The 18,329-nt window shown below is 69.1% G+C and carries 18 protein-coding genes; 7 read left to right on the top strand and 11 right to left on the bottom strand.

Going from position 1 to position 18,329, the window contains the following annotated elements:
- Both BEMPMBAN_RS32320 and BEMPMBAN_RS32315 read left to right on the top strand, forming a co-directional pair.
- The gene (locus BEMPMBAN_RS32320; RefSeq protein WP_159235569.1) at positions 1–504 is read left to right on the top strand and encodes an isoprenylcysteine carboxyl methyltransferase family protein; all 504 of its coding nucleotides are present in this window, start codon (positions 1–3) and stop codon (positions 502–504) included.
- Entirely contained in the window at positions 501–1,535 is a 1,035-nt protein-coding gene (locus BEMPMBAN_RS32315; protein WP_159235540.1) for an NAD(P)/FAD-dependent oxidoreductase, read from the top strand. The genes BEMPMBAN_RS32320 and BEMPMBAN_RS32315 overlap by 4 nt, the downstream gene beginning before the upstream one ends.
- Here the strand turns inward: BEMPMBAN_RS32315 and BEMPMBAN_RS32310 are convergent.
- Complete coding sequence (locus BEMPMBAN_RS32310; RefSeq protein ID WP_159235539.1) at positions 1,452–3,395, bottom strand: sensor domain-containing diguanylate cyclase; 1,944 nt, start codon at positions 3,393–3,395, stop codon at positions 1,452–1,454. The two genes, BEMPMBAN_RS32315 and BEMPMBAN_RS32310, sit on opposite strands and share 84 nt — an antisense overlap.
- 163 nt (positions 3,396–3,558) lie before the next feature.
- Between BEMPMBAN_RS32310 and BEMPMBAN_RS32305 the strand changes: the two genes are divergently transcribed.
- Both BEMPMBAN_RS32305 and BEMPMBAN_RS32300 read left to right on the top strand, forming a co-directional pair.
- Complete coding sequence (locus BEMPMBAN_RS32305) at positions 3,559–6,081, top strand: glycogen/starch/alpha-glucan phosphorylase (protein WP_159235538.1); 2,523 nt, start codon at positions 3,559–3,561, stop codon at positions 6,079–6,081.
- A gap of 149 nt (positions 6,082–6,230) precedes the next feature.
- On the top strand, positions 6,231–7,013 hold the full coding sequence (locus tag BEMPMBAN_RS32300) for a TspO-related membrane protein (protein ID WP_159235537.1): 783 nt from the start codon (positions 6,231–6,233) through the stop codon (positions 7,011–7,013).
- On the opposite strand, the gene BEMPMBAN_RS32295 is transcribed toward BEMPMBAN_RS32300, so the two are convergent.
- Positions 6,934–7,881, bottom strand: a complete 948-nt coding sequence (locus tag BEMPMBAN_RS32295; protein WP_159235536.1) for an endonuclease/exonuclease/phosphatase family protein — start codon at positions 7,879–7,881, stop codon at positions 6,934–6,936. The genes BEMPMBAN_RS32300 and BEMPMBAN_RS32295 overlap by 80 nt on opposite strands.
- Positions 7,878–8,333, bottom strand: a complete 456-nt coding sequence (locus BEMPMBAN_RS32290) for a MarR family winged helix-turn-helix transcriptional regulator (RefSeq protein WP_159235535.1) — start codon at positions 8,331–8,333, stop codon at positions 7,878–7,880. The genes BEMPMBAN_RS32295 and BEMPMBAN_RS32290 overlap by 4 nt, the downstream gene beginning before the upstream one ends.
- Before the next feature lie 222 nt (positions 8,334–8,555).
- Between BEMPMBAN_RS32290 and BEMPMBAN_RS32285 the strand changes: the two genes are divergently transcribed.
- Both BEMPMBAN_RS32285 and BEMPMBAN_RS32280 read left to right on the top strand, forming a co-directional pair.
- The gene (locus tag BEMPMBAN_RS32285; RefSeq protein ID WP_159235534.1) at positions 8,556–9,236 is read left to right on the top strand and encodes a phytanoyl-CoA dioxygenase family protein; all 681 of its coding nucleotides are present in this window, start codon (positions 8,556–8,558) and stop codon (positions 9,234–9,236) included.
- Positions 9,237–9,357: 121 nt separating this feature from the next.
- Positions 9,358–10,392, top strand: a complete 1,035-nt coding sequence (locus tag BEMPMBAN_RS32280; RefSeq protein WP_159235533.1) for an esterase family protein — start codon at positions 9,358–9,360, stop codon at positions 10,390–10,392.
- A gap of 4 nt (positions 10,393–10,396) precedes the next feature.
- Here the strand turns inward: BEMPMBAN_RS32280 and BEMPMBAN_RS32275 are convergent, their stop codons facing one another.
- The 6 genes from BEMPMBAN_RS32275 to BEMPMBAN_RS32250 form a co-directional block, all read right to left on the bottom strand.
- A complete protein-coding gene (locus BEMPMBAN_RS32275) occupies positions 10,397–11,251 on the bottom strand; it encodes a DUF4344 domain-containing metallopeptidase (RefSeq protein WP_159235532.1) in 855 nt (284 codons plus the stop codon).
- A gap of 56 nt (positions 11,252–11,307) precedes the next feature.
- Positions 11,308–11,724 (bottom strand): pyridoxamine 5'-phosphate oxidase family protein, encoded by a 417-nt coding sequence (locus BEMPMBAN_RS32270; protein WP_200846203.1) that lies wholly within the window; start codon positions 11,722–11,724, stop codon positions 11,308–11,310.
- Between the two features lie 27 nt (positions 11,725–11,751).
- A complete protein-coding gene (locus BEMPMBAN_RS32265) occupies positions 11,752–12,591 on the bottom strand; it encodes a sulfurtransferase (protein WP_159235530.1) in 840 nt (279 codons plus the stop codon).
- A gap of 65 nt (positions 12,592–12,656) precedes the next feature.
- Complete coding sequence (locus BEMPMBAN_RS32260) at positions 12,657–12,953, bottom strand: DUF732 domain-containing protein (protein WP_159235529.1); 297 nt, start codon at positions 12,951–12,953, stop codon at positions 12,657–12,659.
- A 102-nt stretch (positions 12,954–13,055) separates the two neighbouring features.
- Entirely contained in the window at positions 13,056–16,175 is a 3,120-nt protein-coding gene (locus tag BEMPMBAN_RS32255; protein WP_159235568.1) for a helicase HerA domain-containing protein, read from the bottom strand.
- Complete coding sequence (locus BEMPMBAN_RS32250) at positions 16,175–16,789, bottom strand: hypothetical protein (RefSeq protein WP_159235528.1); 615 nt, start codon at positions 16,787–16,789, stop codon at positions 16,175–16,177. Before BEMPMBAN_RS32250 ends, BEMPMBAN_RS32255 begins: the two co-directional genes overlap by 1 nt.
- A gap of 39 nt (positions 16,790–16,828) precedes the next feature.
- Here BEMPMBAN_RS32250 and BEMPMBAN_RS32245 point away from each other — a divergent pair, with 39 nt between their 5' ends.
- A complete protein-coding gene (locus tag BEMPMBAN_RS32245) occupies positions 16,829–17,518 on the top strand; it encodes a TVP38/TMEM64 family protein (protein WP_159235527.1) in 690 nt (229 codons plus the stop codon).
- A 22-nt stretch (positions 17,519–17,540) separates the two neighbouring features.
- Here the strand turns inward: BEMPMBAN_RS32245 and BEMPMBAN_RS32240 are convergent, their stop codons facing one another.
- Both BEMPMBAN_RS32240 and BEMPMBAN_RS32235 read right to left on the bottom strand, forming a co-directional pair.
- The gene (locus BEMPMBAN_RS32240; protein WP_159235526.1) at positions 17,541–17,939 is read right to left on the bottom strand and encodes a TA system VapC family ribonuclease toxin; all 399 of its coding nucleotides are present in this window, start codon (positions 17,937–17,939) and stop codon (positions 17,541–17,543) included.
- Positions 17,936–18,166: an antitoxin gene (locus tag BEMPMBAN_RS32235; RefSeq protein ID WP_159235525.1), complete on the bottom strand. Its 231-nt coding sequence runs from the start codon at positions 18,164–18,166 to the stop codon at positions 17,936–17,938. The genes BEMPMBAN_RS32240 and BEMPMBAN_RS32235 overlap by 4 nt, the downstream gene beginning before the upstream one ends.
- Between the last annotated feature and the right edge of the window lie 163 nt (positions 18,167–18,329).

The following is an 18,329-nucleotide window of genomic DNA, read 5'->3' as shown; positions in this document are numbered from 1 at the left end:
ATGCTCGGCTACACCGTGCTGATCGCTGCGGTCGCCCTGGAGCGGGTGGCTGAACTTGTGGTGTCCCAACGGAACCTGAAGTGGAGCAGATCCCGTGGCGGTGTCGAGTTCGGCGCGCGTCACTACCCGGTGATGGTCGTGCTGCACACCGCGCTTCTCGCCGGCTGTCTGTTCGAGGCCGCCCACCGCGAGTTCATCCCGGCGCTGGGGTGGCCGATGCTGGCCGTCGTGGTCGCCGCGCAGGCACTGCGCTGGTGGTGCATCACCACGCTGGGACGGCAGTGGAACACCCGCGTCGTCGTCGTTCCCGACGCGGTACGGGTCACCGGCGGCCCGTACCGGTTCGTCTCGCACCCCAACTACGTCGCGGTCGTCGTCGAGGGCATCGCACTGCCGCTGGTGCACAGCGCCTGGATCACCGCGCTGGTGTTCACCGTGCTCAATGCCGCGCTGCTGCGGGTCAGGATCTCGGTCGAGAACACCGCGCTCGAGTCGCTGTCATGATCGACCTGGTGGTGGCCGGCGGTGGGCCTGCCGGCCTGGCCACCGCCATCCACGCCGCCCGCGCGGGGCTCGAGGTCGTCGTCGTCGAGAAGCGCACCGGGCCGATCGACAAGGCGTGCGGTGAAGGCCTGATGCCGCACGCGGTGCGCCAGCTCCACCTGCTCGGCGTCGAGCCGGTGGGCAGACCGTTCCGCGGGGTGCGTTATCTGCAGGGCGACCGTTGTGTCACAGCACAGTTCGGCTCCGGGTCCGGACTCGGCGTGCGGCGCACGTCGCTGCACGCGGCGCTGCTGCAGCAGACGGCGGCGGCGGGGGTATCGCTGGTTCACGACAAGATCGGTGCGATCACCCAGGACGCGGACTCGGTGTCGGTCAGTGCCGGCCGGGCTGGGATCCGCGCCCGCTACCTCGCGGCGGCCGACGGGCTGCACTCCCCGATCCGGGCCGCGCTCGGTCTGCACGCGGATGCGGGAGGCACCCGGCGCTGGGGTCTGCGACGGCACGTCGCGGTGCCGCCGTGGAGCGACTGCGTCGAGGTGTACTGGTCCGCTACGCCAGGCGCCGGGGAGGCCTACGTGACACCGGTCGCCGACGACTGCGTCGGCATCGCGATACTCACCTCCGAGCAGGGACGCTTCGAGCAGCATCTGGCCGCGTTCCCCGCGCTGCGCGACCGCGTCGCCGGGCACCCGCACCAGCCCGACATGGCCGCCGGCCCGCTGCGGCAGAAGGTGCGCAGCCGGGTCGCGGGGCGGGTGCTGCTGGTCGGCGATGCGGCAGGCTACGTCGACGCACTCACCGGCGAAGGCCTCGGGCTGGCGTTCGCGGCGTCGCGGCTGCTGGTGGACAGCGTCGTCGCCGACCGTCCCGGTGACTACGAGCGGCGGTGGCGCCGCACCACCCGCCGCTACCGGCTCATGACAGCGGGGATGCTGCACGCGAGCACGTCACCGCTGCGCCCGCTGATCGTGCCCGCCGCCGACCGCCTCCCGCGGGTGTTCACCGGGCTGGTGAACCTGCTCGCCGACTAGCGCCACGTCCCTGCGGGCCACCGAGATGCGGTTTCGGCCTTCGGCTTTGGCCGTGTAGAGCGCCTGGTCGGCGAGGTCGAGCAGCTCGGTGACCGCGGCGTCCGGGTCCACACCGCGGTAGCGGAGCTCATCGCGGGGATCCCCCGTGCACACACCGATGCTGATCGTGACGACGCCGGATGACGAGTCGGGGTGCGGGATCCCGAGCGCGCGGATCGCCGAGGACAGGCCGGCTGCGAAGGCCTGCGGGTCCTCGCACCCGGCCAGCACGATCGCGAACTCCTCACCCCCGTAACGGGCCGCCACACAGGTCTCCGGTTCGGCCAGGTGCGCCAGCACGTCGGCGACCTCCTGCAGGCATTCGTCGCCGGCCTGATGCCCGAAATGGTCGTTGAAACCCTTGAAATGGTCGACGTCGACGAACAACGCCGTCAACGGTTGCCCCAGCTCCTGTGCGCGCAGCCAGATCTCGTGCGCCCGGTGGGACAGCCCGCGCCGGTTCGCCAACCCGGTGAGTGCGTCGGTGTTGGCCATGTCGGTGAGCGACTCCTGCACTTCGCGTTCCAGGGTGACGTCGCGCAGGATGACCGCGAAGAACCCCTTGGACGCCTGCCGGCTGTGCGCGACGAACCAGGACCACGATCCGTCGTAACCACGTACCCGAAACGGCGGCGACGCCCCGGACCGGCCCGAGGTCAATTGCTCGGTGATCCGATGCCGGTCGTCGGCGTGGATGTGGCGCAGCCAGTCCGCCTGTGCGACGCGTTCGGTACGCGGTTCGATGTTGGGCTGGCCACCGGAGGCATGGTGCAGGACGTTGCCCGACGAGTCCAGGACGAGCACGAGATCACCGGTCAGCTCGGCCACCAGGCCGTAGATCTGGTGGCTGGCGTGGTCGAGCGCCGTCAGCCGGTTCCTGTCCTCCAGCGCCGCGGCGATGGTCACCACCATGGCGTAACCGGCGAGCAGGAACACCTGCGCATAGATCATCGCCTGGGTGGGGTTGGCCGCGTCCTCGACGAACGGTCCGTATCCGGCGAAGGTGGAACCCAGGATGATCACCGCACCGACGGTCATCTGCCAGAAGGCCGCCGCGATGCCCGCGTCGATGAGGACCAGCAGCGCGGGCACCCCGGTGAGGAACAGCAGCACGAAGTTCGACTCGGCGGCCGCGACCAGGCACAGCACGACCATCAGCACCGAGAAGCCGGCCGTCGTCGCGCGCTGCCGCCAGGACTGCCGACGCCAGGAGCATCGCCAGCGCAACATCACCGGCGTCAGGAACGCGATGCCGACCGCCTCGGCGAGGTACCAGATCAGTGCGACGGTGGCCAGCGACCGCACGTCGGTGGGACCCTGCCCGTGCACCACCACGCTGGCCGCGCCGATCACACCGGCCAGTGCCGGCGCGACCACCACGCCGTAGACGACGAACCGGCGCCAACTGCGTAGCGAATCATTGCGTCCCCACACCCAGTCCTGGTCCGGCTGCAGCACCCACGCCGCGAACACGACCGCGGTGATCGTGGACAGTGCGGCCAGCTCCGGCCGCTGCCCGAGCACCAGCCAGGCGGGCCCGTACTGGAACACCGCGAACGACACCAGGTAGACCGGCCAGTGCCGGCGGCGGGCGGTGAGCAGCGCCACCAGCTGCGGCGCAGCGGCCAGCCACACCACGGTGAAGGTGCGGCCGTCGACCAGCGCCAGCCAGCGCACCAGGTAGGACGCCGCGGCCACGCCCGCCGTCCACCCCAGCAGATGCCACACCGGCGGCAGCAGATCGGCGGCGGCCAACCGGGCTCGCAGACCATCCCACCGACCGGCCGCGCCGGACAGCGCAGATGGTGCGCCCGTCGACATCTGTCTAGTCAACCGCGTGGTGATTCGTCTCGGCAACGGTTTCGCCAGCCCGGTCCTGATTGTCCCGAGCTTGCGCGGAGTTCACACCCTGGACGCCTTCAGGAAATACGTGACCGACACAATGGCTCGGCCGCGCCACTTCGGCCAGACCACAGGAGACCCCGTGACCGACCTCGTGAACCCCGCCGCCGACGAATCCACGGAGGTCAACGGCACGCAGATCGGCCCGACGGGCCAGACCCGCACCGGGATGACCGCGGACGCGTTGCGGCACGCGGTGTCCGACCATCTGTTGTACTCGATCGCCCGCCCGCCACAGGTGCTGACACCCGAGCACTACTACCGGGCGCTGTCACTGGCCGTCCGCGACCGCATGCAGAAGCGCTGGATGGCCACCACGCAGGACTGGCTGGATCTGTCGGCGAAGGTCACGTGTTACCTGTCGGCGGAGTTCCTGATGGGCCCGCAGCTGGGGAACAACCTGCTCAACCTCGGCATCGAGGACGCGGCGCGCGAGGCGCTCGCGGAGTTGGGACAGGACCTGGACGTGATCCTGGACTGCGAAGGCGAGCCCGGGCTGGGCAACGGCGGCCTCGGCCGGCTGGCCGCCTGCTACCTGGACTCGATGGCCACGCTGGAGCGGCCGTCGATCGGTTACGGCATTCGCTACGAGTTCGGCATCTTCTCTCAGGAGATCGCCGACGGCTGGCAGGTCGAGAAGACCGACAACTGGCTGGTGCACGGCAACCCGTGGGAGATCGACAAGCCGGACGCCACCTACTTCGTGAACTGGGGCGGCCACACCGAGACCTACGAGGACGTCACCGGCAAGTTCCGGGCGCGCTGGGTGCCGCAGCGGGTGCTCAAAGGCGTCTCCTACGACACCCCGGTGCAGGGCTACGGCGTCAACACCTGCAACACGCTGACGCTGTGGAGCGCACGCGCGGTGGAGTCGTTCGCGCTGGACGCGTTCAACACCGGCGACTTCTACAAGGCCGTCGACGAGGAGGTCGTCTCCGAGACGGTGTCCAAGGTGCTCTACCCCAATGACGAGCCGGAGGCAGGCAAGCGGCTGCGGTTGCTGCAGCAGTACTTCTTCGTGACGTGCTCGCTGCAGGACATCCTCAACATCCACCTCAAGCGGGCGCATCTGCCGCTCTCGGCGCTGCCGGACAAGTGGGCGATCCAGCTCAACGACACCCATCCGTCGATCGCGGTGGCCGAGTTGATGCGGCTGCTGATCGACGAGTACCAGCTGTCCTGGGACACGGCGTGGGACCTGACGGTGCGCACATTCGGCTACACCAACCACACGCTGCTGCCCGAGGCGTTGGAGACCTGGCCGTTGGCCATGTTCGGCGAGGCGCTGCCGCGTCATCTCGAGCTGATCTACGAGATCAACGAGCGCTTCCTCGACGAGGTGCGCGCGCGGTTCCCCGGCGACGAGGACCGGGTGGGGCGGATGTCGCTGATCGGTGAGGACGGCGGCAAGTGCGTGCGGATGGCACACCTGGCCACCGTCGGCAGCCACGCGATCAACGGGGTGGCGGCGCTGCATTCCGAACTGCTCAAAGCCAGCGTGCTGAAGGACTTCTACGAGATGTGGCCGGAGAAGTTCGGCAACGTCACCAACGGGGTCACGCCGAGGCGGTTCCTGGCGCTGTCCAACCCCGGTCTGCGCCGGCTGCTCGACGACACGATCGGCCCGGGGTGGCTGACGAACCTGCAGCGACTCAAGGGGCTGGAGTCCTTCGTCGACGATCCGGCGTTCCGGCAGCGGTGGCGAGAGGTCAAGCGCGCCAACAAGTCCCGGCTGGCGGAGTACGTACACTCGACGACGGGCATCGAACTCGACCCCAGCTGGATGTTCGATGTGCAGGTCAAGCGGATCCACGAGTACAAGCGCCAGCATCTGATGGTGCTGCACATCATCACGCTGTACCACCGCCTCAAACAGAACCCCGGGTCGGCGATCCCGCCGCGGGTGTTCATCTTCGGGGGCAAGGCCGCGCCCGGCTACTTCATGGCCAAGCGCATCATCAAGATGATCAACGCCGTCGGCGAGACGGTCAACACCGATCCGGACGTCAACCGCTTCCTCAGGGTGGTGTTCCTGCCGAACTTCAACGTCAAGAACGCCCATTTGGTCTACCCGGCGGCCAACCTCTCGGAGCAGATCTCCACCGCGGGCAAGGAGGCGTCGGGCACCGGGAACATGAAGTTCATGATCAACGGCGCGCTGACGATCGGGACGCTCGACGGCGCCAACGTCGAGATCCGCCAGGAGGCGGGCGCGGAGAACTTCTTCCTGTTCGGGTTGACCGAGGGCGAGGTCGAGAGAGTCAAGGCCGAGGGCTATCACCCGCTGAGCTACGTCGAGAGCGACCCGGAGTTGGCGGCGGTGCTGGAACTGGTCAACCGCGGCGAGTTCACCCACGGCGACACCGAGGTGCTGCGCCCGATCGTCGACAACCTCGTCCACCACGATTCGTTCCTGACGCTGGCCGACTACCGGTCCTATGTCGACTGTCAGGACGAGGTCTCGCGGGTCTGGCAGGACCGCGACATGTGGTCCCGGATGTCGATCCGCAACACCGCACGCAGCGGCATGTTCTCCAGCGACCGCGCGATCCGGGAGTACTGCGACGAGATCTGGGGCGTGGGCCCGATGTCGGTCACCCTCTAGCGCTCCTCCCCCCTTCCCGCCGGAACGGTATTCCAGCAGAAAAAAGTCGACTCGGGGGCTGCTGGAATACCGTTCCGGCGGCGGGGTGGCCATCTGATCAGACCCGGGCTCCGAATACGGAGTACCAGCATCTGATCGAGGAGAAGCTCTTGCGTGTAACCAGCGGCACCGCACCCACGACGAACTCGCCGTCGGTGCGGCCATTGCGGTGGATCACGGCCGCGCTGGCTCTGACCCAGTTGGCCGCTCCGCTGGTGGTCACCGCCCTGGCGGGCAATTTCCTGCAGACCGGCGCCACGAACCAGGCGCTGATCACCCCCGCGGGTTACGCGTTCAGCGTGTGGGGGGTCATCACGCTGCTGAGCGCGGTCATCGCGCTGGCGGTGCTGCGTTTCGGCCTTGGCTCGCCGTGGGAGTCCAGCCTGTTGATCGACGCCTGCCTGGTGTTCGTGGGCTACAGCGGGTGGCTGGCGGTGGCGGCCCAGGGCTGGCTGTGGGCCAGCGTGGTGGTCGCGGCGGTGATGGTCGGCGCCCTGATCCACATCCTGTTGCTGCTGGTCCGCCGCCGCGACGACCTGACCTGCCCGTCCTGGCTGGCCACCCTGACTACGCTGGGCTTCGGCCTGTACCTGGGCTGGCTGGGCGCGGCGATCTTCGCCAATGTGGCTGCGGCGCTGATCGGTTCCGGCGTGTCGGCGACCGGCATGTGGTGGCAGTTGGTGATCCTGGTCGCCGCCGCGGCGTTCGCGGTGATGCTGACCACCCTGCTGCGCGCTCCGTGGGGCTACCTCGCCGGCGCGCTGTGGGCACTGGTCGCGATCACGATCGGCGCCGCCCAGCGCGACAGCCCCGTCATCTCGGTGACGGCGGGCGCCGCGGCACTGGTGGTGGTCGCCGCCACCGTGCGAGTGCGGCGCGCGCAGCGACCGTGACGGTCGGTTTGCGCGCCCGATTCCGGGGCACGACCGGCTGAGCGGTCAGGCGGCACAGCACGCCGAAGTGGTCCGACGGAAAAATTCTCGGCAGTGACGGCGCGATCGGTTCCCGACCGAGCAGCACGATGTCGTCGGCCTTCCATGCCGGGCCCTTGACCAGCACCCGGTCGAACCTGACGTGGCGGTGCTTGTTCTTCATGTCGTAGCGCATGTGATTGATCGAGGTGTCCTCGGTGAATCCGGGTTCGCCCGGCCGCAGGCTCGGCCACACGTCCTGGTACTGCGGATCGAGTACGTGGTTCTCGTCGTCTCGCAGGTTGAAGTCGCCGAGCAGCACGACGTTTGCGTCGTCACCCAACGCGCGGAACAGGCGGGACAGCTGACGAGCCCGCAACTGCCGGGCCTTCTTCCCGCTTTCGAGATGGACGGACACGATCTTCTGGTCGATGCCGTTGATGGTGAGTTCCGCTGTCAGGTAGCCGCGCGACAGCTGCGTGGGCAACCGCGTGTAGGTGCTCCGGCGAATCGGGAGCCGGGACAGCACCAGCATGCCGTAGTTGCCGTCACCGGCAACCGCGGCGCGGCAGTAGTGCTCCCGGATCCAGGGCTGCGCGAGGAACACCTCGAGCGCGGTGCGGTTCACTTCCTGAAAAACCATGATGTCAGGGAGTTCTCGCGACAGCAGTGCCGCGATCGCGTGGTAGCGCTGCTCGCGGTGAAGGTCGTTGAACCAGATGTTGAACGTCGCCACCGTCAGCTGATCGCGCTTCGCGGATCCGCCGTCACCCACATCACGCCACCGATCGGCGGCCGCGTCGAAGCGTCCGACCGGCACGGCGCGGCGCCGACGTGGGAACAGGTTCATCTCACGACCGCGTCGAGCCCGCGTTCCACAGCCCGCAACAGCGCCAGCGCCGACTCGACGTCGTGCTGCTCCCCGGACGCCTCGATCGCCTCGCCCAGCAACCGCGCCCAGATCCCCCGCAATCGCGCGAGGTTCTCGGCCGCCAACTCGGTGGACCGAAGCACCGCCTGTCGGCTGTCGACGGGATCAGGCGACCGCCGCACCAGCCCCTCGGCCTCGAGGTCGCGCAGCGCTCTGCTCAAGTTGCTGCGTTGCAGTCCGGTCGCGGCGGCGACGACGCTGGGCCCCACCCCGGGGTGGTGGTCGAGGTAGCGCAGCACCGTGACCTCGGTGGCGGACAGCTCCAGCACGGACGGCTCCGCGGAAGCCTGTGTCTTCACCGCCCGCGCCACCGCCAGCACGGTGTCGGCGAGATCGGCCAGTTGGTCGGTGCGCGGTGGTCGGGCGGGCACGACACCACCATACCTGCTAGTTATGTGATGATAACTATCAATCGATAACCACTTGGAGATGTGCATGTCGCTGGGTTGAGTTGGCGGGGAGCGCTGACGGTGCCCCTCTTCGCCGGAACGGTATTCCAGCAGCCAAAACCCGGGCAACGCCCTGCTGGAATACCGTTCCGGCGATGGAAAACCATTGGCGGGAGGGCGTCCTGTTCTGCCACGCTCGGCGCCGTGGTGGATGTGGACGCGTTCTTCTCCGACGGATTCGTCAAGGTCACACAGGCTGCTCCCCGCGCCGCCGCCGACGCCGCCAGGACACTGTTGTGGGCACAACTCGGTGTGTCACCGGATGATCCGTCGTCGTGGACGCAACCGGTGATGTGGACCTCGGACCTGACAGGCCGGGGCCCGTTCGGTGAGCTGATCCGAAGCCGGCCGCTCGCCGAGGCGTTGGATGCCGTGTGCGGCGTAGGTGGCTGGGTCCCCCGCGGCTCGCTGGGTAACATCCCGGTGAGGTTCCCGGTCAGCCCGCCCGCCGAGGACCGCGGCTGGCACATCGATCTGAACACCCCGCAGCCCGACGGGTCTTGGGCGGTCACCGGCCGGCCGCACACCCTGTTGCTGTTGACGTTGCTGTCGGAGGTGACGATCGACGACGCGCCGACGCGGATCCGGGTCGGCTCCCACCACGACGTCGCCGGGGTCCTCGGCGAGGACGCGCTGGATGCCGTCACCGCCGGCGGCCTGGCCGACGCCGCGAGCCGGACGCGTCCGGTGGTGCACGCGACCGGCGTGCCCGGCGACATGTATCTGGTACACCCGTTCACGGTGCACGCCGCCGACGAACACCGCGGCAGCACGCCACGTTTCATGGCCCAGGCACCGGTCATGCTGACCCGCCCGCTCCCATGACTTCGGCGTGTGCATCGTCGCTCAGCGGCGACCACCACGCCGAAATCGCCAACATCACAACCCGGTCACTGCCCCGCGCGGCCCCGTGGACACACCGCCCGCCGCTGTTACGTTCGCGCCCATGGCGCTGTTCGGACACCGGGTCCGCCGCGTCGGCGCACGCTTGGCCGTCGTGGTGCTGCTCGCTGCCGGTTTGACGACGCTCACCCCGGTGACGCAGGCCGACGCGTTCTCCCGCGACGGCCTGCCGATCGAACAGCTCGACGTGCCGTCGGCTGCGATGGGGCGCACCATCCGCGTCGAATTCCAGGGTGGCGGGCCGCATTCGGTGCTGCTACTCGATGGCCTGCGCGCCCAGGACGACTTCAACGGCTGGGACATCAACACCGCGGCGTTCGAGTGGTTCCACCAGTCCGGGATCTCGGTGATCATGCCCGTCGGCGGCCAGTCCAGCTTCTACTCCGACTGGTACCGGCCCGCCAAGAACAATGCGGGCACGGTGACCTACAAGTGGGAGACGTTCCTGACCCGGGAACTGCCGACCTGGCTGGCCGCCAACAAGGGCCAGGACCCGTTCGGCAACGCCGTCGTCGGGTTGTCGATGTCGGGCAGCAGCGCGTTGACGATGGCCGCCTGGTACCCGCGCCAATACAAGTTCGCCGCCTCGCTGTCGGGGTATCTGGCCCCGTCGCGCGGTCTCTGGCCGACGATGATCGACATCGCGATGCAGGACGCCGGCGGCTTCGACTCCCTCGACATGTGGGGCAGCCCCGGTTCCGGCGCCTGGCAGCGCAACGACCCGACCGTCAATGTCAACCGGCTGGTGGCCAATCGGACCGCGCTGTGGATCTACTGCGGCAACGGTGTCACCTCAGACCTCGACACCAGCCGGGATTTCGCTGCGAACTTCGGCGCCCAGTATCTGGAGAACATCACCGTCAGCACCAACAAGGAGTTTCAGCAGAAGTACCTGGCCGCCGGCGGGCGCAACGCCGTGTTCAACTTCCCGCCCAACGGCACCCACAGTTGGGGCTATTGGGGCGCGCAGCTGCAGGCGATGAAGGCGGACATGGTGCGCATCCTGACCGCCCCGCCACCACCACCACCGCCGCCGCCACCACCGGGAGCGCCGCCGCCCCCCGCTGCCGGCGGCTGACCCCTCACTTGAAGTACGGCTCCAGCAGCGTCGACCACGACCTGTCGAGAAGAATCCACTCGTCCTCGCAGCCGTCGGCACGCTCAGCGGGCAGGTCGCCCGACGCGATCAGGTCGCCGTTGGAGTCGGGACTCGATCCGTAGATCCAGCACTGCAGGTTGAACATCCGGGTCTCGTCGAGCGAATGCACGTCCGCAAAATCCTCCGGGCTCAGCTCGACACGCTGGTCACCGGACGCGCCGAAGGTCCGGGCGAAGTCCTTGACCGCCTGCACCGACTCCGGGTCCGGCTCGCCGTCGTCGTCGGGTTGCAGCAGCACGTACGCAGCGAGCTGGTCGGCGACGTCCTCCTCGCGTCCGGTCGCCGGCAGCTCGTAGATGCTGATCGCCATGTGGCCGACCTCGTGGTAGAAGGTCGCGTACTCGGAGTTCAGCGCGGACGCATCGGGGTCGGGATCGCCTGCCTCGGTGAAGATCTCCTGAGCCAGGGCGGCGTCCTCGTAGCACAGCGTGATCGACTGCTCCTCTGAATCCCAGAAGGCGTTGGCCTCGTCGCACTGCGCGCCCAGCAGGGCGATGTCGTAGGGCAACACCAGGCCCTCATTGATGTCGTCGGTGAGGTCCTCGAGCAGTTGGTTGTCCTGCATCAGCGTGCGCCCGGCGATCGCCTCGGGGCTCTGGGCGTCCTCGTAGGTGAAGGTCATCACGCCGTCGCCGTCGGGCGCATCACCTTCGGCGGCCGCGCTCAGGGCCGTCGCCTTTCCCGGCGGGGATGTCGGCGCCTGCGACTGTTGCGGGTCGCCGCCGCAGCCGACCACCAGCAGTCCTGCCGCCAGTATCGGCATCACCCGTGCACGCATCCGCCCACCCCCCGCTCCGCCACCGTGACGGTCGCAGACTATCGCGGCGGGTGGGATTACTTGGAGTAATCGGTGCTCAGCCAGCGCTGAGGACGCATCCGGATGAGTACCGAGGTCGGCGTGAGGTTCTCGTCGGTGAACTGGCCGCCGGCCTCGGCGCCGAGATAACGCACCGCGATCGCACGGACCTCGGCGTCGTCGGCCGGTCCGATGCCGGTGACGTCGCCCTCGGCGGTGACGTACTTGTACGGCGGCTGTTCGTCCTGCACTGTGATGGCAAAGCGCCCCGCGTCACGAATCAGCTTGTGCTTCACCGAGTCCGCCTCGGTCCACAGCAGCACCTCGCCGCCGGGCCGGTAGCCGTACCAGATGGGCACCGCGAGCGGCGCCCGCCCGGGCCGCTCCACCGAGATCACTCCGACGTGCACGTCGGCCAGATACTGCTCACGCTCATCACCGGTCATCTTCGCCATGCCAGGTGCCAACGACTGCGACCGCCGTCACATTCCCCGCGCGACCGGGCGGTTGGGATCCGCACTCCACTGCGACCACGAGCCGGGGAACAACGCGGCGTCGACACCGATGGCCGCCAGCGCCGCGATCGTCACCGCGGCGGTGACGCCGGAGCCGCAGTACACCGCGACGTCGGTTCCGGCGCGCACCCCGTGTTCGTCGAACAGTCCGGTGAGCTCGGGGTCGGAGCGCCACGTGCCGTCCTCGGCGAGCAGGCGGGTGCTCGGGACGTTGAGCGCCCCGGGGATGTGCCCGGCCACCGGGTCGACGGGTTCGGCCTCGCCGCGATAACGCTCCGGGGCGCGGGCGTCGAGGAGCACTTCAGCCGAGGCCACCCCGTCGGCGCCGACGGTTCTGCGGGCCGCCGCATGCAGGTCGGGGTGGGCGACGGTCACGTCGCCGCGCTCGGGAGTGACGGTGCCCGTGTGCAATTCGCCCCTCCAGGCGGACAGCCCACCGTCGAGGATCCTGACGCCGGGGATGCCTGCGGCGGTGAGGACCCACCATGCGCGTGCCGACCCGGCGCGGTTCCAGTCGTCGTAGACCACCACCGGGACACCGGTGCGCACGCCCCAGCGTCGTGCCGCGTCCTGCAGGTCAGGCCCGGACGGCAGCGGATGACGGCCGCGCCCGGTCACCGAGTGGTCGGTGAGTTCGTCGTCGAGGGACACGTACACCGCCCCGGGCAGATGGCCGCGTCGGTATGCCGCGGTGCCGTCAGGTTGGCTGAGCTCCCAGCGGATATCCAGCAGCGTCACCGGTTCGCCTGCGTCCAGCAGACGCGCCAGTTCCTCGGCGGTGATCAACACGTCCTCGCGCGCACCCATCGGGAAATGGTATTCCGGGCCGCGAGAGTCCCTGCGGGGTCGTGCCGACGGGGCGGCGTCCGGCCTCAACATCCCAGGTGGATGACCGCCGCGCTGACGATGTCGAACGCCAGCGCAACGCCGAATCCCATCTCCCGGTCGAGGTGGTCGGTCACCACCGATGCCGGGGTTCCGCGATTGATCATCGAGCACGCGGTGTGTCCGGCGGCCAGCAGTTCCTGCGATGTCCACGACGTGTGGCGGGGTTCGAGCACCGACAGGAAGCCCGCCGAGTCCGCCGCGGCGGGGGCGGTCTCGGCGAACAGCGCCGCACAGGCCGCCGTCGCCGCCGCCGCAAGTAGCCTGCGCTGGTACGAACTCACCTCGGGGATCCTCACGACGTCGGTGAACGGTCACATGTCCCCGGCGCCGACACCGGGTAGGCGTCAGTTTAGCTTATCTAACATAGCGTCGGACAGCGGGACCTATCCCGAACTGGCCAGCCCCAGAACCTCTTCGGCAGACGGCGGACTCGACGGGTGATACGACAGGCACCACGGCGCGACGACCCGGTGGAACGCCTCCCCCTCGGTCGCGACGTAGAAGTTGCCGGCCTGCAACCGGCTGATGTCGGGCACCAGGCCCCCCTTGGCGCGCGCCATCTCCCGGGCCGCTTCGATGTGGGCGGGCGAGTTCAGCAGGCCGTAGAACTGGGTGGCCGCATTGCCCGGGATGTGGTTGTGCAGGCCCCTGGGCGCCTGGGTGGCGAACACCAACCCGAGCCCGTACTTGCGCGCCTGCGACGACAGCGCCAGCGTACTGCGCAGCGAGGTGGTGAACCCCTTTGCCGGAGCGAAGTTCTGGGCTTCGTCCATGATCAGCAACCCGGACAGCGGCCGGTCACCGGCCGGGTGCTGTTTGATCCACGCGAACAGCGCCATCTGCAGCTGGTTGACGAAGCTCTGCCGCTGCTCGTCCGACGACAGGCCGATCATGCTGATCACCGACACCCGTGCCCGGTGACCGTCCGATGGGGTGAGCAGCACCCCGGGGTCGACGGGCGTGCCCTCACCGCCGAACATCGGGTCGTTGATCATGGCGGCGCGCAGGTCCTGGGCCAGGTTGTCGGCGATCTTGCGGGCGTCGGCGATGTTGCTGACGTCGTCGGGTAGGTCGGCGAGCAGATCGACGAAGCCGTCGAGGGTCGGCGCGGCAGTTCTGCCGTACCGCTGCAACGCTTCTCGCAGAACGGCGCGGGCCCGGTTGGCCTTCTGGGTCTGCCCGGAGATCAGCGCGCGCGGTTCCAGTGCGGCGCACGCCGACTCCACGGCGTCGTTGAATTCGTCGTAGTCGTCGAGCACGGAGCTGAAATCGGGCAGCGGCTGAAATGCCAGCGGACGTCCGGTCGACCGTCGCGGCGTCCAGATCTTCACCTCGGTGTTCGCGAAATACTCTGCTGCCCTGGCGTCGTCGGGACGACGCCAGCCGCGGGGCGGCTGTGGCCACCGGGTGCCCAGCCGGGACAGGTCGTTGTTGGTGTCCAGCACGATCGACGACACGCCGCGCAACGCGCATTCCTCGACCAGCCGGCGGATCAGCACTGTCTTGCCCGATCCCGAGCCCGCGAAGATCGCGACGTGCTTGCGCAGCGCAGACAACTCGACCGATACGGGTTGCCCGGAATGCAGATCGGAGCCCAACGGCATTTCGTCGCCGGGTGCCTCGACGGCGACCGCGTCCACCGGCTCCGGCTCAGGTTCGGGTTCCGGCTCGGCCGGCGCGGACGCCGGGGCGGCGCCGTCGTCACCCAGTGCCTCACGCAGCAATGCCAGCCCGTGGGCGGGCCGGCGCGCCTGCAGCCATCCCGGCAGTTCCGCGTCGTCGTCGTTGATCAGGTCACGCAGCGCGGTCATGGTGCGCACGTCGTGGTCGGACACCTGGACGGTGCGCGCCCCGGCGGCGTGGATCTCCGCGATGAGGGCGGCGGTCTTCGGGCCGGTGGGCCACGCGGTGTTCCGCAGCAGAAACAGCTGCCGTCGGTCGGAGCCCGCGCTGAGTCCCGTTGCCGCGTAGGCCTTTCTGATCCGGGTCTGGGCCGCCACCGCATTGGTGGCCGCCACCGCGCGGAATGCCCAGTGCCGTTCGTCGTCGGTCGCGCTGTCCAGGCTATGCCGAAGCCGAGCGTGCAGCACGACGTGCGATCCCGGTGGCGGGTCCACGGTGTACACCTGCTCACCGTCGCGCTCGGCGACCCACGCGGTCAGTGCCGCCGCGAGAAGCTCGGGCATCGTGATGTCCTCGCCCTCGTGGTCGAAGGCGGCGGCCGGCACCGCGCGGCGGCGGTAGTCGGCGAACCGGCGGTCCAGCCCGGACGTCCCGAGGGCGGCGCCGTCGTCCTGTGGCGGCGATTCCCATGTCGGTTGCACGTCCGCACTCAGGTGCTCGAGCTCGACGACGGCACCGTGCTTGAGGCATTCACGCACATGGGTGTCGGCTCGGATCAACAGCTTCCGAGGCGTGTAGTCGCGGGCGTCTTCGAACGCCGCGGGCCGGATCGGCCAGCTCGGATAGGGCGGGGTGAATCCGGTCGCGGCATAGCCGGCGAGGAACCGGCGCTCCAGGATGGCGCGGCCGATGTCGGAGGTCGGCACCCCGTGCAGCACCGCGGTCACCCGGAACCGGTCGGCCACGCTGGCCGTCGCCTGGTCGCGGATGCTCTCCCACACCGCGGGCAGGCACGCCACCACCGACACCGTGCGGCGCATCGTCTGGCGCAGCGACATCAGCCCGTGCGCAACCTGCTCCAGCACGCCATCGCCGCCCCCGCCCGACTCGGTACGGGCCAGCGAGGCGGCCAGCAGCGTGTCGATCTGGTCGAGGGCGAGCACCGCCGGCCCGGCCAGCGCAATCAGCCGGGAGATGTCACGCACACAGTCCTGCGCCGACGCCGGGGAGGCACGCAGCCGCCAGCGGTCCCGGTCGTCCCCGGAGCCGGATTCCTCGCTGGCCTGAAGGTACGCCTCACCCACATCATGGGCCACCAGATCTGCCGCACCGAGGAGCACCAGCGCCCGCAACGTCTGATGACATTGCCGCACAGGATCTTTGCGTACCGCGGCCAGCGCGTTGACGAACCGGTCCAGGGTCTCGGGGTCGAGGTCGTCGTCCCCGATGATGGCGCGGCGGTCGGCGCGTGACACGTGCGCGATCGACGACAGTTCCCACAGCAGGTCCTTGAGCTGGGTCTCGCGTTGCGCTCCGGGACGCCCGAGGCTCTCCAGGATGCCGTTGCGCACCGACTGCCAGAAGCTGGCGGCGTCGAGAAGTTCGACGACGAAGAAGTACCCGCCGCCGGCCTGCACCCGTTCGCGGATCTGGCCGAGCAGGTGGGTCTTGCCCGACCCGGCGGGTCCGCGGACCACGACGCCCAGCGGGGTCGACGCGGCGTCGTGCAGCGCGTCACCGAAGGCGTCCATCACGTCGTCGACCGCGTACTCGTTGAGCCCGCCGACGTGGGTGGCCGCCTGGGGGCGCCACAGGTCGTCGACGGTGGGTGCCCATGTCAGCCGCAGCGAGGCGAGGGCTTCGCGGTGCGTGGGGTCCATCACGGCTCGAACGCGATCAGGTGCTTGGCCCCGCCACCGATCACCACGGCCGCGGCGCGGTCGTCGGCGGTGAGGACCTTCTGGTTCTCCTCGGGGATCAGGCTGACGCCGGGGACGCGGTACAGGGCGCGCAGCGCGGCGTCGACGTCGTCGCGAGGATCGTCGAGTTCGGCGCGCAGCCTGCTCAGCGCCACCCAGCCGCCGGGACGGGTGGCCAGCCGGACGTAAGCGGCGCGCACCCGTTCCTCGACCGAGCCCTCGGCCGCGGGCCCGAACACCTCGGCGAGGCTGAGGTCGGCTCGCTGCAGATAGCGGCCCAGCCCGCCGAGGACGGTGTAGAGCGTCTTGGCCGGTCCGGTGGAGCGTGGCGGGGCTGTTGCGGAGATGATGTCGCCGCAGAGCCGCCAGCCGCGGTCGGTGAGCTCGTGGACGAACCGGTTTCCCACGCGTTCGGATTCGATCAGCCCGAGGCGGTTGAGCTTGTCGCGGCCAGGTTTGTCCAGCGCCGGGCCGAGGGCGACGAGTTCGGGGTTGGGCACCGGGCGCGATTCGGCCATCAGCACCAGCAGCACCGCTCGTTCGGTGCCCGTCAGGTCCGCCGGGGTCACACTCACGCAGCCAACTTAACCGGCTGCGGCAGGATTGCGTTCGGCATGGTTGACAGCGAAGGTACCCCCGAGACGTCCCGGCGACGCCATGTCGCACGGTTGGCGCTGTTCGTCGGGTTGCTGGCGGTGCTGTTCTATCTGGTCACCGTGCAACAGGTGATCGACGTCGAACGGGTCCGCGGCGTGGTGGCCTCGACGGGCCCGTTGGCGCCGCTGACGTACGTGGTGGTGTCGGCGCTACTGGGTGCGGTGCTGGTGCCCGGGCCGCTGCTCGCGGCCGCGAGCGGGTTCCTGTTCGGTCCGCTGGTGGGCACGTTCGCGACGCTCGGGGCCACGGTCGGCACCGCGACGATCGCGAGCCTGGCGGGGCGGCGGGCCGGCCGCGACAGCGCCCGCGGGCTGCTGGGCCCGCAGCGTTCCGCACGCATCGACGGGCTGATCGAGCGTGGCGGGCTGTGGGCGGTGGTCGGCCAGCGGTTCGTGCCGGGCATCTCCGACGCGCTGGCCTCCTACGCCTTCGGCGCGTTCGGAGTTCCGTTGTGGCAGATGGTGGTCGGGGCGTTCATCGGGTCGGCGCCGCGGGCGTTCGTCTACACCGCGGTCGGCGCGTCGATCGGCGAGTTCTCGGCGCCGTTGGCGTACTCGGCGATCGCGGTGTGGTGTGTGACGGCGGTCCTCGGGGCGTTCGCGGCGCATCGGGGCTGGCGCTCGTGGCGAGCCGGCCGGTCCGGGTGAGCCGGCACGCCAGCGGTCGCGTTCACGAGGTCGGGACGAGCCGCGCGACATCCTTGTGCAGGTGCGCGAGGCCTTTGTCCAGCGTTGCCAGTTCACCGGCGTTGCGGCGGGCGAGCTCTGCCAGATAGGCGTCTGTCACCTGTCGGTGCCCGATGACGCCGCCCAGTGCCACATCGGCGAAAGAGATGCTGTCGGACCAGAATTCATGACGTTCATGGGTACTGACGGCGCCAACGACCTCATGTGCGGCGGCTGCGGACTGACCTGCTCTCAACAGGAATCGGACGAGACCGCCCTCGGTGATGGGACACGTGGCGAACGCGGTGTCGGAGGTCGACAGCCATTCCGCAGCAGCGTCGTGGTGCACATGGTCGCTGACGACGAGTGCGATGAGCACGTTCGCGTCCAGCAGTGCGGTCACTCCTCATCCTCCAGGGACCGCACATCTTCAGAGGTCACGATGGTTCCGACGCTGACGAGCGGCAAACCCGTTCTCGGGTCCTTGGACACCGCCGCCGTCGAATTCCCGGCGACAAGACCACGCCGAATGAGGTCTGCGACAGTCTCGCTGAGGCTTCGGTGGGTGTCGCGAGCGATGGCCTGCGCCAGCCTGTGCAGATCCTCGGGAAGGTCGATCGTGGTGCGCATACCACACAATAGCATCTGTGCATCATGATGCAGGGATGCGCAGATCGCTCCCGGTAGAGTGCCGGTCGGCAGACATCGACGCACAGAGCGAGACCCCGATCACACCGACCTCACCTGACCGAACGCCCGACGGCATCGTCCTGACCGACGAGTTCCAGCGGGC

Origin of the sequence: Mycolicibacterium austroafricanum (genome assembly GCF_902705885.1) — a bacterium.
Lineage (GTDB): Bacteria > Actinomycetota > Actinomycetes > Mycobacteriales > Mycobacteriaceae > Mycobacterium > Mycobacterium vanbaalenii_A.
Note: the sequence above shows the minus strand (reverse complement) of the source record. Positions and strands in the feature narration are given on the sequence as shown.